Here is a 13,239-nt window from a genome sequence, read left to right as displayed (position 1 = left end):
AACATCGAACGCATCTGCCGCCACTGCGGCAGGATCTCGGACCAGGACACCACGAGCCCCGCCCGCAGCCCGGAACCCGGCTGGCCAGCGACGCCACCAGCCGATCTCCCGGCGCAGGTCCACGTAACAGCGCAGCTGTACGTCGCCGGGCTCCCGCGTGGACCGGCCTGCCGCTGCGGTCGTGCTGGCCGGGTGAGACTATTGCGGCTTTGCGAGCCACTGCTCGAAGGTGGTTGGCGCGATGCGGGCGCCCTCGCCGGGCAGGAGTACGTCGCCGGCCATGTCCGAGCCGAACAGCGATGACCACGTCGGCACGAGCTTGACCGCGTGTCCGCGCGCGTCGTTGGTGCGCCGGGCCATGTCCACCAGGTCCTGCGGCTCCGGGCCGGCGACATCGCGGTAACGCCCCTGCGGTGCGCCCGTGGCGATCTCGGCGAGGATGTCGCCCACGTCCGCGGGCGCGATCGGCTGCACGAGCAGCGGTGCGATCGGCGCGACGCCGTCCTGCTCGGTCCAAGTTGTCACCATCGCGGCGAAGTCGTGGAACTGCGTGACAGGAACGATCGTCCATGGCACCGGGCCCTCGGCCACGAGGCGCTCCTGCTCACGCTTGCCGGCCATGTGTGGGTTGCCCTCGACGCGATTGACGCCGACGATCGAGAGCAGCACATGGTGACGGACGCCGGCCCGTTCCTCGGCGGCGAGCAGGTTCCGGGTCATGGTGCCGAAGTACGCCACCGCCTGGTCCCGGTTCTCTGCCTGGTGGTAGCTCGTAGCGTCCACGACGGCGTCGACGCCGGTCAGTGCGGCGTCCAGACCGTCCCCGGTGGTCAGATCCACGCCGAGTGAGCGGCCGATACGCACGACTTCGTGGCCGGCCTGTTCCAGGGCCGCGACTGTGCGGGCCCCGATGTTCCCGGTTGCGCCGGCGACGGCGATTCGCATGGTGATCCCTCCTCTGCTCGTGCCGCCCTTCCCAGCGTCACCCTCAGCGGCCATGACCACATCCCGGCAGTCGGTGTCGCAGCAGCCGTGCCGTCCACCGATGGCCCTCGCATCCGCTCATCTCGACGGACTGTACAGCGCGGGCAGCGCGGCAGCAGTGGACCGGGCCAACGCGGCGCTGAGCGCGTTCACCGCCAGGTACGGCACCAAGGTCCCGGGCGGGCGAGGTCGTCTTCCTGCCCGAACTGCCGGTCCGGGTCGACAAGGTCAAGCTGCGGAGTGACGGAGGTACGAGCCATGGGCGAGCTGGGGCCTGGACCCAGCGCCAGCGCTGACACCTTCCAAATCTTCCGCGACTTCCCCGACGAGATCGACCGCCAGACCGAGTCGGGCCTGGCGGTCCGCCGGGCGGTCGGTGGGGAATCCAGCAGTATAGAGAGTCATATTCATTTTAATGACTTATCGTCAATATCTACACTGCCTCGGTGATCACTCGGAAGTGCGCCTCCCTCCGACGCGCCAACTCGGCAACCGCCACGCGTGAGGCGACCCTGGGCAACGCGCACCCGCTCTCCGCGGGCTGGGCTGGCACGAGCGCGGACAACGCGCCGGTCGAGTCGTCAATGCGGCTCTCGAAGGTGAGACGCTCCGCGACGTCCGCGGTGTTGTGCTGCCGACAATGCGCGCCGGACACGGTGGCGCTGGGCCAGCCGACGGGGCGGTTGATCGCTGACCGGGTCCAGGCGTCGGACCGCATGCGCGCCCTGCACCGCACGTGGGAGACGCTGGGCCCGGATCCGCTGCCGGCGGCTCTCATCCTGCTGGAGCGGCTGCGGGCGGCACCCACTCGACGTCCTCTCGACACCGAGCTGAACCGCCGGAACCCGTACGCGCCTTTCCGGCACGCCGCGGGAGGAAGCCGCATTCCGCCACAGGCTCCTCACCACCCTGACTCCAGCAAGCACACCGTCCACGACGTCCTGGACCAGGCAAGCGACCTGCACGAGAGCGAGACCGCCACCGTCCTCGAGGACACGCACGCCTTCGCGATCGTGGCCGCCAGCTTCGGTCACTGCCGCACGCTGCCTTCCGCCGGCACGGTCAGGGCCGCCTCGGCCCCGGATGCGGAGGCGGCCGGCCGGAGACACCCTGGTCTGGGGTGCTGTCTGTACGAGGCACACGTCGCACGGCGTGTCGCCGATGCGGGCCCGAATCGTGTCTCCACTGCGAACCACGTTGTGTGAGCCCGGAATTGACGGACACGGTCAACTCCGAACGAGCCGACGGTGCACCTGCCCAGGAGGCGGTGGCCGACACGAGATTGTCCGTTTCGGGCAGGCTTACGGAGGTGTATTGCAGTGTCGGAGAAGGACTCAGTGAACGAGACGGCCGAGCAGGAGTTCGGACCCAAGATGCTTGCGGACGTCCAGCCGCCCTTCATCCCCGAGGGCGCCTCGGGGATGACCATCCTCGTCACGTGGCCTCCCGGTCACCCCGGCCTTCCACCGCACCGCCACGCGGGGCCGGCTTTCGGCTACGTGATCGAGGGCGCGGTCCGCTTCGAGATCGAGGGTGAGCCGGAACGCGTGGTCACCGCCGGTGAGACGTTCTGGGAGCCGGGTGGCGACGTGATCCACTACCAGGACGCCAACGCTCTCTCGGACGCGTCGACCAAGTTCGTCGCGTTCATGCTGTGCGAGCCGGGTCAGCCGATGTACACGCTGGTCGACGAGGACGAGCTGAAGCAGCGGGCGCACCTGCGCGCCCCGCGTCCCTCCGCAGGCTGACGGGGCGAGCGCTTTCCGGGCGCAAGACTGTCTCGGAGGCATCCGTTGCGTGGTCTGCGGACCGGCTTGCCGCAGGACGACCGGCACGGTCTGGATCGGCCGGCAGGATCCGAACCTGCGCGCACGGTTCCGAAGACCTTGGGGTCCGTGGCGTCGCTGTTGGTTACAGGGCCCGCTTCTGCGTACTCGACGGCCCGCCTTGGGCGCTGACGTGCTGTCTGCTGACCGCGGGTCAGCGCAGCACGGTCGTGGGCCGGGCGGGCCCACGACCGCGTGGCCGCCACTCGCGGGGATAGCCCACGGACACCTCGTGGAACGGCACTCCGTCGTGCCGGGTCGTCCGGGGAATGTGCAGATGCCCGTAGACCATCGCCCGGGCCCGGTACCGGACGTGCCAGTCGGCCGTCTGTTCCGTCCCGCACCACAGCGCGAACTCCGGGTACCTCAGCACCCGCGTCGGCTCGCGCACCAGCGGATAGTGGTTGACCAGTACCGTCGACAGCTCTGCCGGCACCTGGTCCAGGCGCGACCTGGTCAGCTCCAGTCGTGCCCGGCACCACGCGTCGAGGCTCGGATACGGGTCCGGGTGCAGCAGGTGCTCGTCGGTGCAGACGACATGCGCGCGGTGCGCCTGGGCCAGTGCCTCGTCCTTGGTGGCCGTGCCGTCGGGGCGGAAGGTGTAGTCGTACAGCAGGAACAGTGGGGCGATCGCGACGGACTGTCCGTCCTCGCCCGTCCAGAGCGGGTGCGGATCCTCCGGCGTCACGACGCCGAGCTGCCGGCACATCTCCACGAGCAGGTCGTAGCGCTCCACGCCGCGTGCCTGGACCGGGTCGGCGGACACGGTCCACAGTTCGTGGTTCCCCGGCGCCCAGACGACCGTGGCGAACCGGTCGCGCAGCATCCGCAGGGTCCACTCCACGTCCTGCACGAGGTCGCCCACATCGCCCGCGACCAGCAGCCAGTCGTCGTCGGAGTCCGGGCGCAGGGCGTCGACGTGCTTGCGGTTCTCCGGGTGGTTGACGTGCAGATCACTGATGGCGAGCAGAGACATCGAACCCCCGTGAATGGACCCGACCGGACACGTTGCGCCGATCATCCCATCGTGGGGCGCCAACTGTCCGCCACCACCACCCCGTTGCGCGGGGCGGACCCGGGCAAGGGTGGAGTGAGGCGGAGTGAGCTGGGGCGGCGGCGGCCGCGGGCTTTGTCCCCGCCCCGCCCCTTCCCGTACCTGGGCCGGCCCCCAGGCCCCGTCGGTGTGCCCGATACCGGTCGGTGGGCCGGGGCGTCCGTCCGCGAACGCCGGCGGGCTTGGCGTGTGCCGGGGCCCGCCACTGCCGCGCTCAGGCTCCCTGCGGGCTGCGGAGGCCGTAGCTCGCCCACGCCGGCGCCGTACCCGTGATCTGGCAGATCATGAGGTAGAGCGGGATCGGCGGGGTGTACGGGCTGGGGTCGTCGGGCCAGTGGATCAGCCGCGCCGTCGAGGTCGGCACATACGCCCCGCGGGAGTAGTAGGAGGGAAACGGCCAGGTCAGCTCCACGTCGGAGCCCGTCGGCACGATCCACCACCACCAGTCCGTGTCCGAGTAGACACAGCCCGTGTGCGGCAGGCGCATCAGCATCCGCCGCCCGTGTCGCGCGGGCACCCCCACCGCGTCGCAACCCAGCGTGGTCGGCAGACCGGCCGGTACGTCCAGCTGCGGGCAGCCGTCCCCGCCCTCGTCCCGCCTGCGCGAGAGCAGCCCGGCCATCGTCCTCAGCACGGACGCCACGCGTCGAGCGCCAGCTCGGCCCACACGATACGGCCGGGTCCCGGCTGGGCGTCGTGCGCTCCCCAGGCGCTGCTCACCGCGTCCACCAGCAGCAGCCCGCGGCCGCGCTCGTCCTCGGAGACACGGCACAGGCGCGGCTCGCCGGGCGGGCAGCCCTCGTCCTGTACCGCTATGCGCAACTGGCCCTCCGTGTCGCGCAGTTCGCACAGCACGCGATCGCTCGCGGTGTGCACAACGGCGTTCGTGAACAGTTCGGACGCGACGAGCGCGACCGTGTCGAGGGGGTCGCCGCCGATGCCCCAGCGCTGCATCCGCTCCCGTATCAGCCGCCGGGCCCGTGCCACGGAGTCGGTGCGGCCTGGCAGCTCGAAGCCGAAGCGGCGAATCGCCGGAACCGCAGACACCGGAGCGTACGGACCGACGAGCTGGGGGCTGAGCGCGTTACCAGGTGCCACGACCAATCCTTCACGGTGGGGAAGCAGTGCCGAACATGCCTCTCCCCGGGCAGCGGCAGGCCTCGTGAACTGGTTCACCGGGTCACTCTCCACCCGGCGACGACACTTGGCAAGAGGCACTCTGAAAATTGCAGAGTGTCGAGTTCTGGGGGACAGTGGCATGGCACACTCGTCGGGACATCGAGAACAGGGCGCTGGGGAGGTCTGTAGTGAGCGAGCCGCGGTCCGCCCCCACCGTGGGACAGGTCGTGCTCGGCAAGCGACTGCAGGATCTGCGGGAGCGGGCCGGCCTCAAGCGCGAGGAGGCCGCCAAGGTCCTCCGCGTCGCCCCTGCCACCATCCGCCGGATGGAAATGGCCGAGGTCGCGCTGAAGATCCCCTACGTGCAGCTGCTGCTCAGGGCGTACGGCATCACCGACGACGAGGCCGACGGCTTCGTGCAGCTCACCGAGGAAGCCAACAGGCCGGGCTGGTGGCAGCGCTTCCACGACGTCCTGCCCGGCTGGTTCAGCATGTACGTCAGCCTGGAAGGTGCCGCCAGCCTCATCCGGGCCTACGAGCCGCACTTCGTCCCCGGGCTGCTGCAGACCGAGGACTACGCGCGCGCCGTCATGCGCAGCGGTGCCCTCGGCGGCACGAGCGCCGACGACATCGAGCGGCACGTCGCCCTCCGTATGGAGCGACAGGCCCTGCTCACCAGGGCCGAGGCCCCCAGATTCTGGGTGATCGTCGACGAGACGGTGCTCCGCCGGCCGGCGGGAGGCCCGCAGGTGATGCGGGCCCAGATCGACCGGCTGCTCGAAGCCACCGCGCTGCCGAACGTCACCCTTCAGGTCGCGGAGTTCGCGACCGGGCCGCACGCCGGCACGTACGGACCGTTCGTCCTCTTCCGGTTCGCGGTGCCCGAGTTGCCCGACATGGTCTACAGCGAGTACGTGACCGGCGCGGTCTATCTCGACGCGCGCCCCGAGGTGGCCTCGCACCTGGAGGTCATGGACCGCATGGCGGCCCAGGCCGCCACCGCACAACGCACGAAGGACATCCTCCGGGGCGTCCGCAAGGAGCTGTGAATGGATCGCATATACAACGGCATGCCTGCCCGTGAGCTCGGCTCGGAGGGGTGGCACAAGCCGTGGAGCGGCGGCAACGGCGGCAACTGCATCGAGGCCATGAAGCTGGCCGACGGCAGGGTCGCCGTGCGCCAGTCCGCCGACCCTGAAGGCCCCGCCCTCATCTACACGCACGGCGAGATCGCCGCTTTCATCCAGGGAGCCAAGGCCGGTCAGGCAGACTTCCTCCTGACGTGATCTGACCCGGGCTCAACATCCCGTGCAGCACGTGCTGTTCGTTCGTCCTCTTGTCGCACCCACCCGTCGCAGACCCTTGGAGACGCCAGATGACCGGGCAAGACCCCGCCGCCGTACGGATCGACACCAGCAAGCCGCACCCGGCCCGGATGTACGACTGGTTCCTCGGCGGCAAGGACAACTACCCGGTGGACGAGGAGATGGCCAAGCAGCTCCTCGCCCTCGACGCGCGCGGACGTGACATGGCACGCGTCAACCGGGCCTTCATGCACCGTGCCACGCGCTGGCTGGGCAAGAACGGTGTGCGCCAGTACCTGGACATCGGCACCGGCATCCCCACCGAGCCCAATCTGCACCAGATAGCCCAGCAGGTGGCCCCGGAGTCCCGTGTCGTCTACTGCGACAACGACCCGATCGTGCTCGCCCACGCCGAGGCGCTGCTGCGCAGCACCCCCGAAGGCGCCACCGAGTACATCCAGGCCGACGCCCGCGAGCCCGAGGCGATCCTGGAGGCGGCCGGCAAGGTCCTCGACTTCTCGCAGCCGATCGCCCTTTCGATGCTCGCGCTCCTGCACTTCGTGGACGACGAGGACGGGGCGTACGAGCTGGTGGACCGGCTGGTCCAGCAGCTCGCACCCGGCAGCCACCTCGTGCTCTCCCACACGACGGGCGACTTCGACCCCGAGAAGGCGGCGCAGGCCCGGGCGATGTACAAGGCCCGCGGGCTCACCCTGCGCACCCGCTCCCGCGAGGAGTTCACACGCTTCTTCGACGGGCTCGAGCTCGTCGAGCCCGGTGTCTCGCTGACGGCCGACTGGCACCCGGAGCTCGGTGAGGTCATCGACGTCATGGGCGACGACCCCATTCCGGGCTACGCGGGCGTCGCGCGCGTCAGCTGACGCTCCCTCCGGCAGGCAGCAGGGTGACGAGGAAACTTGTCGCCCTGCTGGTGTTTCCGGCCGAGTCGATCGTCCGGTGCTCGACGGTGTGGGTGCCGTAGTCGGGCGTGGAGTCGTCCCACGGGACGGCGCGCGGGGTGCCGAGCTTTCCGTAGACGAGATCGTCGATGACGGTGCCGGTCGGGGTGAAGCGGAACGGTGCGTCCGCGTCGGTCGGCCAGCCGTAGTACGTGTACCAGCCGTCGCCGTCCACCCGGAACTGCGAGACGACCGTGCCGGGCCGGTCGTCGCGCGCGGTCAGCCGCATCGTGAACGGGCCGTCGTAGACGTACTCGGGCGGCCGGCCCGGCCGGTGCACCGTCCGTAGCGGCTCGGACAGTTCATACGACCCGGCGGCCGGGGCCGCGTCCACGGTCCAGCGCAGCGCGGACACGGACGATCCGACGATCCTGGCCGTGAGCGTGTGCGTCCCCGGACTCATCCGCAGCGCGCCGAGGTCGAGATCGCGGTCGTTGCCGGGGTTCGCGAGCGGGCGGCCGTCGAGGGACCAGCGGACGGCGTACGTCCGGTCGCCGGGGTGCGTCGTGTCGGCGTACACGACGGACGTGGACCCGACGGGTGCGCTGGTGTCGGTGTGGCCGGTGAACGCGGCCGGGACCGGGGTGTGCGGGGTCTGTACGGACGTGTCGACCGTCCAGCCCACGGTGCGGGTCAGCGCGGCGGACGCGCGGATCGCGGGGTCGCGGACGAACGGGGTCGGGTCGCTGACCGTGGCCGTGAGGGTGTGCGTGCCGCGGCCGATGCCGAGGCGGCGCGGATCGAGCGTACGGGCGCCGTCGGCGTGGTGCAGCCGGCGGCCGTCGAGCCGCCAGACGACGTCGAGTTCGCCACCGACCGGGTGCAGGGTGTCCACCCACACCGTCCGGTCGGCCCCGATCGAGGTGGTGGCCGGGGTGTGGTCCTGGACGAGGTTCACCTTCGCCGAGATCGCGCGGACCATCACCTCCCGCTCCACCTGGTCGAAGGCATAACCCAGGGTCTTCATGATCGAGTGCTTGCTGGGCCGCCACACACCCTTGGTGCTGTACATCCCGCCCTCGTAGCGGCCGATGACCCCGCCGGACTCGCTCTTCTCGCCCAGCCAGCGCCACCACTTGGCCCGCTGGTCGCGCATCTCCTCCTCGGTGAGGAGGGTGTGGTGCACGGAGGCGGGCTCGCCTCCGGTGTGCGTACCGCCGGGGACGCCGCGGCCGTAGTAGTCGTACTCGTCCTGGAGCTTGCCGAGCGAATGGCCTATCTCGTGCGGGGTGATGAGCGAGGAGAGGGCATTGCCGCCGGACGCGGTGGCGTACGTACCGCCCGCGCCTCCGTAGGTGTCGCTGTTCGCGAGCGCCACGATCTGGCGGTTGGCGCCCGTCGTACCGGTGACGAGATCCGCGAACGCGGTCGCGGCGCCGCTGTCGACCGTGAGCAGGCGCTGCACACTGCCCGGGTTGCAGCCGCCCCAGAAGCCCATGTTCAGCGGGGTGGCCCGGCGTGGAGCGTCCAGCGATGGGTCACAGTCGACACCCGACTCGGGGGACGGCACCTCGACCGCCCAGACGTTGATGTACGAGCGGTACGAGGCGAACGGCTCGGTGCTCCACAGCACGTTGAGATGCTTGTCGACGTCCGCGCGGAACTCGTCCATGCCGGCGGCCGTGTAGCCGTCGCCGAGGACCACGAGATTGAAGCGCTTGTCGGCCGGACCCGTGGTCTGGACGGGGACGACGGTGGCGTTCTCGGTCACGGGCGCGGCGGCGGACGCCGATGCGGAGGGCGCGGTGCCGACGCCGAGGAGCCCGGAGAGGAACAGGGCGCTCGCAGTGGCGAGCGCCATGGCTCTGGAAAAGCGTATGACGGAGGTGTCCATGGGGCGGGAGCGTAGGGATTGGTTCAACGCGCCGTAAAGACAGTCGAGTTGGCCATGGCGCCGGTCCCGGCGCGAACCGCTACGGCCGGATCGACCGGGCGGGCCCCGTGCTGACGCGGTCGTCGTGACGGCCTGCCGAACGGCTGCTCGCACGCAGGGCGCAGCCGGCGAGCACCGCGCAGGCCGCGACCCCGTAGGCCGTGGCGCTGACGGTGTACGGGTCGGCGTCCGCGTGGACGGTGACGTACTTCGCGGCTCCCGCCGCGGCGACCCCCAGCCACTCCCACCGGCCGTCCAGCGCCACGAGCGCGATCAGCAGCAGCGCGTACCACGAGTAGGGAGGCGTCAGCAGCAGAAACGCGGTGCCGGTCACGAGCAGCGCACCGCTCCAGGGCCGCTCGGGATCCCCGCGCAGCAGGACATACGCGACGACGCACAGCACTCCGGCGGCCATGGCCCACGGCGCCCAGTCGTCGGGCATCACGAGACGGAGCAGGGCGTACCGGCTGCGCGACGCCGCATCGCCGTAACCCTCCTCCTCGACGTAGCCGGACAGATAGCCGAACACCGAACCCTTGGAGAGCAGCGCGTACGGCAGATACGTCAGCGCCACCACGGCGGCGGCCGGGAGCAGCACCGCGGCCGCGTCACGCAGTCTGCGGACGCCGGACAGCGCGCCCGGCAGCAGGACGGCGGGCAGCAGCTTGGTCGCCGTGGCGGCGCCGAGCAGGGCGCCGCCTGCCGCCTTGTGGCGGGCGACGACGGCAAGGCCGGCCACCCCGAGGAGCACGCCGAGGACGTCGGCGTGGGCGTTGTTCACCGCCTCCAGAGGAACCGCGGGGCACCACGCCCAGTAGACGGCCTGCCGGGGATCGCCGCCGCGGCGGCGCAGCACCAGGAGCAGCACGCCTGTCACCCCGACCGACAGCAGCGCGCCGCCGGCCTGGAGCGGTTTGTGGCGGGTGCCGTCCGGGGAGAGCGCATGCACGAGCAGGAAATAGCCCTCCGAGACCGGGGGATAGATGGTGGGGACGGTGGGCCGGTTCAGCCGGGTGCAGTGCACCTCTCGGTCCGGCTCTTGCCCCGGCTCGTGGCGTGCCTCTTCGGTCGCCTCGCCTTCGAGGGCGGCGATCCGGGCCCGGCCGGGACCCGCGCAGTCCACGCCCGTGGGAAACAGCCAGGGGTCGCGCAGCGGGGCGAGCGCGGGATGGGCGGGGACATGGTCGTACGGCGAGATCCCCGCGGCCTGCACCCGTCCGTCCCAGGCGTACCGGTAGATGTCGGTGCTGGTACGCGGGGGAGCGAGGAGCCCCGTGGCGGCGACGACGACGGAGCCGCCGATCACCAGCGCCACGGCGTGGCGGACCGGCACCTTCCGCAGGCACCAGGCCGCCGCCGCGAACAACAGCCAGCACGGCCCGTACCACCGGACCAGGCCGAGCGGGTCCGAGAAGTAGGCGTCCTGCCGGACGGTCACGGCGAGCACGGCGGTGAGGCCGGCGAGCAGGACGCCGGTGGCGAAGGTGCGCGGGGTGATCACCTGCTCAGCCTGGCAGCCGGGGCGCTCGCCGGACCTGCACCGCCCGGGGATGTCAGAGATCCGTAAGGTGCCCCGAGCGCGCCGGAGGGGGCTTCCGGGGGTGTGATGGAGGCATGAGGCTTCGACCACCGGCATCGGAGCGGTCCGCAGGGAAGCGGTCCGCCCCGAAGTGGCCGGCCATGCGGTGGCCGGCACTGAAGCGACCAGCACTGAAGCTGCCGACGATGAAGCGGCCGCCCCTGCCGTCGTTCAAGGGCCGCCTGCACGACCCCCGTACGGCGACCGCCGTCGGCCGCTGGCTCGGCGTCGCGATCGCCGTGTGCTTCCTCACCGGGCTGATCAGCCACTTCCTGCAGAAGCCGCCGGACTGGCTGCAGCCGCTCCTGCCGCCGCGCCCGGTCTGGGGCTACCGGCTGACGCAGGGCCTGCACGTGGCGAGCGGGATTGCCGCGATCCCGCTGCTGATGGCGAAGCTGTGGACCGTGTACCCGCGGCTCTTCATGTGGCCGCCCGCCCGGTCCGTGCGGCACGCACTGGAGCGGCTGTCGGTGGCGGTGCTGGTGGCGGCGGGCGTGTTCCAGCTGTTCAGCGGGCTCTTGAACATCGTGCAGTGGTATCCCTGGCCGTTCTCCTTCGTGCCGGTTCACTACGCCGTGGCCTGGGTGCTCGTGGGCGCGCTGCTCCTGCACCTCGCGGTCAAGGCCCCCGAGATCAAGGCGCACTGGAGCCGTCGCTCGCCCGGGACACTGGAGCTGCCGGCCGAGGACCAGCCGGACCGGCGTTCGTTCCTGGCGGGCGTCGCCGCCGCCGTCGGCGCGGTCACGCTCGTCACCGTCGGCCAGTCCCTCACTCCGCTCAAGCGCCTCGACCTGCTGGCACCGCGCCACCCCGACCACGGACCGCAGGGCCTGCCGGTCAACCGCACCGCGGCGGCCGCCGGGCTCGCCGCCGGAGTCCCCGCGGCCGGCTGGCGGCTGACGGTGGCCGGGCCGCGCCCGTACGAACTGAGCCTCGACGAGCTCCGGGCCATGCCCCAGCACACCGTGACCCTGCCGATCGCCTGCGTCGAGGGGTGGAGCAAGTCGGCCCAGTGGACGGGCGTCCGGATCCGCGACCTCCTGGACCGGGCCGGGGCGCCGCCCGGTGCGCTGCTGCGCGTGACGTCACTGGAGCGGCGCGGGGCCTACCGGATCATGGAGATGGGCCGGGGGTACGCACGCGACCCGCTGACGCTCCTCGCCCTGCGGCTCAACGGCGAGATCCTCTCGCTCGACCACGGCTTCCCCGCCCGCATCATCGCCCCCAACCGGCCCGGTGTCCTCCAGACCAAATGGGTCACACGGCTGGAGGTGCTGTGATGCTCCGCTTCGTGGCCGGTGCGGTGGGCGTCGGGCTGATGGGCTTCGGCGCGTGGCTGCTGTTCGGTGCCGGCACCGTGCGCGATCCGTCGGACGTCGTGGTCTGGCTCGCCGGGGCGGTCGTCCTCCACGACGGCGTCATCGCGCCGCTCGTCATCGCGGTGGGCTTCCTCCTGGCGGCCCTGCCCGCGCGCGGCGCACTCCGGGCGGGCCTCGTCGTCTGCGGAGCCCTGACCCTGATCGCCCTGCCGCCGCTGCTGCGCCCGGGCGCGCCGACGAACCCGTCCGCGCTGCCGCTGGACTACCTCCGCAACTGGCTGCTGACACTCGGCGTCGTGGCCGCCCTGACCGCCGCGGCGCTGCTGCTGCCGCGGGCGGCGCGCACGGTGTCGGGGTGGCCGGAGCGGCGGCGGGTACGTCGTGCGGAGAAGGCCCGCGCAGCGGAGGCGGAGAAGGCCGACGCCGAGAAGACCTAAGAGGTTGCGCAGATGGATGTGAAGTAACCCTGCAGTGGGACGGGCACAGGTCCTTGTCATGAAGTTCCTACGCTCTGTGATCGCATGGAGGCCCTGTGCCCGTGCTGCCATCATGGCTGACCGAGCCGCTCTGGGACGGTTCGCGACACTGTTGCCCGAGCGGCCGCGCTATGACCCAGGACATCCATCGGCCTGCCACAGGCCGCGGACAGCCGACCCGATCGTGTTCGGCAAGCTGCTGCGGTAGCCCTTGTCGGCCCAGCAGGCCACGTCCGCTTCGGCGAGGGCGTCGATGATGCCGTGGGCGCGGGTGGCCTTGATGTCGGGACACGTCGATGCCGGACGGTGGACGAGCACACGAAGTCCCTGGTGGAGAGGTATTTTTTGGTCGAAAACCCATCCACCAGGGGCTTCGCTGCCCTGTCAGCTCAACTGGCAAGCTCACGCGGCAGGTGACAAACCGCTCACTGGCGCGTGGATCGGAAAACGCCATGGAACACCCTCGCGGCGCGCCCGGGCCTACCCGCGAGTGGTGAAGCGGGCCTGCCACAGGTCGCGGAGCAACGCGATCTCGGCCATGTGGTGGATGAATTCGAGGTTGGCCCCCGACAGCACGGTGATGAACGGGTCGTCGGGGTCGGAGCCGTACGGGTACTGCGAGAAGCCGACCGTGTCGAGCTGTTCGTCGGTGGTGACTGGTTTGGTGGTCAGGCTGGAATGGGGATCCAGGCTCCTCGGCCGTCGAAGAGCTGGGTAACCACGTCGAGCAGGTTCTTGCCCTGTTT

At 70.9% G+C, this 13,239-nt stretch carries 13 protein-coding genes and 2 pseudogenes; 8 read left to right on the top strand and 7 right to left on the bottom strand.

The window, feature by feature from the left end; all coding sequences use genetic code 11:
- Window positions 1-198 precede the first annotated feature (198 nt).
- Window positions 199-945, bottom strand: a complete 747-nt coding sequence (locus ACFV9O_RS27745; RefSeq protein ID WP_385422423.1) for an SDR family oxidoreductase — start codon at window positions 943-945, stop codon at window positions 199-201.
- Between the two features lie 485 nt (window positions 946-1,430).
- On the opposite strand from ACFV9O_RS27745, the gene ACFV9O_RS27740 reads away from it, so the two are divergent.
- Both ACFV9O_RS27740 and ACFV9O_RS27735 read left to right on the top strand, forming a co-directional pair.
- Window positions 1,431-2,189, top strand: coding sequence for a hypothetical protein (locus ACFV9O_RS27740; RefSeq protein WP_385422421.1), 759 nt, complete (start codon window positions 1,431-1,433; stop codon window positions 2,187-2,189).
- Between the two features lie 168 nt (window positions 2,190-2,357).
- Entirely contained in the window at window positions 2,358-2,732 is a 375-nt protein-coding gene (locus ACFV9O_RS27735; protein ID WP_385422495.1) for a cupin domain-containing protein, read from the top strand.
- Window positions 2,733-2,964: 232 nt separating this feature from the next.
- On the opposite strand, the gene ACFV9O_RS27730 is transcribed toward ACFV9O_RS27735, so the two are convergent.
- From ACFV9O_RS27730 to ACFV9O_RS27720, 3 genes are all read right to left on the bottom strand, one after another.
- The gene (locus ACFV9O_RS27730; protein ID WP_385422419.1) at window positions 2,965-3,786 is read right to left on the bottom strand and encodes a metallophosphoesterase family protein; all 822 of its coding nucleotides are present in this window, start codon (window positions 3,784-3,786) and stop codon (window positions 2,965-2,967) included.
- A 292-nt stretch (window positions 3,787-4,078) separates the two neighbouring features.
- Window positions 4,079-4,486, bottom strand: coding sequence for a hypothetical protein (locus tag ACFV9O_RS27725; protein WP_385422493.1), 408 nt, complete (start codon window positions 4,484-4,486; stop codon window positions 4,079-4,081).
- Between the two features lie 5 nt (window positions 4,487-4,491).
- Window positions 4,492-4,962, bottom strand: a complete 471-nt coding sequence (locus ACFV9O_RS27720; RefSeq protein WP_385422417.1) for an ATP-binding protein — start codon at window positions 4,960-4,962, stop codon at window positions 4,492-4,494.
- 209 nt (window positions 4,963-5,171) lie between these two features.
- On the opposite strand from ACFV9O_RS27720, the gene ACFV9O_RS27715 reads away from it, so the two are divergent.
- The 3 genes from ACFV9O_RS27715 (at window position 5,172) to ACFV9O_RS27705 (ending at window position 7,168) form a co-directional block, all read left to right on the top strand.
- Entirely contained in the window at window positions 5,172-6,032 is an 861-nt protein-coding gene (locus tag ACFV9O_RS27715; RefSeq protein WP_385422415.1) for a helix-turn-helix transcriptional regulator, read from the top strand.
- The gene (locus ACFV9O_RS27710) at window positions 6,033-6,269 is read left to right on the top strand and encodes a DUF397 domain-containing protein (RefSeq protein ID WP_384237117.1); all 237 of its coding nucleotides are present in this window, start codon (window positions 6,033-6,035) and stop codon (window positions 6,267-6,269) included. It abuts the gene before it with no gap.
- Between the two features lie 89 nt (window positions 6,270-6,358).
- Entirely contained in the window at window positions 6,359-7,168 is an 810-nt protein-coding gene (locus ACFV9O_RS27705; protein WP_385422412.1) for an SAM-dependent methyltransferase, read from the top strand.
- On the opposite strand, the gene ACFV9O_RS27700 is transcribed toward ACFV9O_RS27705, so the two are convergent.
- Both ACFV9O_RS27700 and ACFV9O_RS27695 read right to left on the bottom strand, forming a co-directional pair.
- Window positions 7,161-9,080 carry a M64 family metallopeptidase gene (locus tag ACFV9O_RS27700; protein ID WP_385422410.1) on the bottom strand — a complete coding sequence of 640 codons (1,920 nt, stop codon included), beginning with the start codon at window positions 9,078-9,080 and terminating at the stop codon, window positions 7,161-7,163. The genes ACFV9O_RS27705 and ACFV9O_RS27700 overlap by 8 nt on opposite strands.
- A gap of 79 nt (window positions 9,081-9,159) precedes the next feature.
- Complete coding sequence (locus ACFV9O_RS27695; protein WP_385422408.1) at window positions 9,160-10,620, bottom strand: glycosyltransferase 87 family protein; 1,461 nt, start codon at window positions 10,618-10,620, stop codon at window positions 9,160-9,162.
- A gap of 224 nt (window positions 10,621-10,844) precedes the next feature.
- On the opposite strand from ACFV9O_RS27695, the gene ACFV9O_RS27690 reads away from it, so the two are divergent.
- The 3 genes and pseudogenes from ACFV9O_RS27690 to ACFV9O_RS27680 form a co-directional block, all read left to right on the top strand.
- Window positions 10,845-11,978 (top strand): molybdopterin-dependent oxidoreductase, encoded by a 1,134-nt coding sequence (locus tag ACFV9O_RS27690; RefSeq protein WP_385422406.1) that lies wholly within the window; start codon window positions 10,845-10,847, stop codon window positions 11,976-11,978.
- Entirely contained in the window at window positions 11,978-12,454 is a 477-nt protein-coding gene (locus tag ACFV9O_RS27685) for a hypothetical protein (RefSeq protein ID WP_385422404.1), read from the top strand. Before ACFV9O_RS27690 ends, ACFV9O_RS27685 begins: the two co-directional genes overlap by 1 nt.
- 95 nt (window positions 12,455-12,549) lie before the next feature.
- A pseudogene (locus ACFV9O_RS27680) lies at window positions 12,550-12,698 on the top strand (IS5/IS1182 family transposase); the annotation flags it as partial.
- Between the two features lie 275 nt (window positions 12,699-12,973).
- Here ACFV9O_RS27680 and ACFV9O_RS27675 read toward each other — a convergent pair.
- A pseudogene (locus ACFV9O_RS27675) lies at window positions 12,974-13,239 on the bottom strand (hypothetical protein); the annotation flags it as partial.

Source organism: Streptomyces sp. NPDC059909 (assembly GCF_042730885.1).
Classification (GTDB): domain Bacteria; phylum Actinomycetota; class Actinomycetes; order Streptomycetales; family Streptomycetaceae; genus Streptomyces.
The sequence above is the reverse complement of the archived record's forward strand: the minus strand, read 5'-3'. Positions and strand labels throughout refer to the sequence as shown.

Bases quoted from the DNA above. Each gene is read 5' to 3' on its own strand.
- ACFV9O_RS27745 (WP_385422423.1), bottom strand. From the start codon at position 945: ATGCGAATCGCCGTCGCCGGCGCAACCGGGAACATCGGGGCCCGCACA.
- ACFV9O_RS27735 (WP_385422495.1), top strand. From the start codon at position 2,358: ATGCTTGCGGACGTCCAGCCGCCCTTCATCCCCGAGGGCGCCTCGGGG.
- ACFV9O_RS27730 (WP_385422419.1), bottom strand. From the start codon at position 3,786: ATGTCTCTGCTCGCCATCAGTGATCTGCACGTCAACCACCCGGAGAAC.
- ACFV9O_RS27725 (WP_385422493.1), bottom strand. From the start codon at position 4,486: ATGGCCGGGCTGCTCTCGCGCAGGCGGGACGAGGGCGGGGACGGCTGC.
- ACFV9O_RS27710 (WP_384237117.1), top strand. From the start codon at position 6,033: ATGGATCGCATATACAACGGCATGCCTGCCCGTGAGCTCGGCTCGGAG.
- ACFV9O_RS27705 (WP_385422412.1), top strand. From the start codon at position 6,359: ATGACCGGGCAAGACCCCGCCGCCGTACGGATCGACACCAGCAAGCCG.
- ACFV9O_RS27700 (WP_385422410.1), bottom strand. From the start codon at position 9,080: ATGGACACCTCCGTCATACGCTTTTCCAGAGCCATGGCGCTCGCCACT.
- ACFV9O_RS27690 (WP_385422406.1), top strand. From the start codon at position 10,845: ATGAAGCGGCCGCCCCTGCCGTCGTTCAAGGGCCGCCTGCACGACCCC.
- ACFV9O_RS27685 (WP_385422404.1), top strand. From the start codon at position 11,978: ATGCTCCGCTTCGTGGCCGGTGCGGTGGGCGTCGGGCTGATGGGCTTC.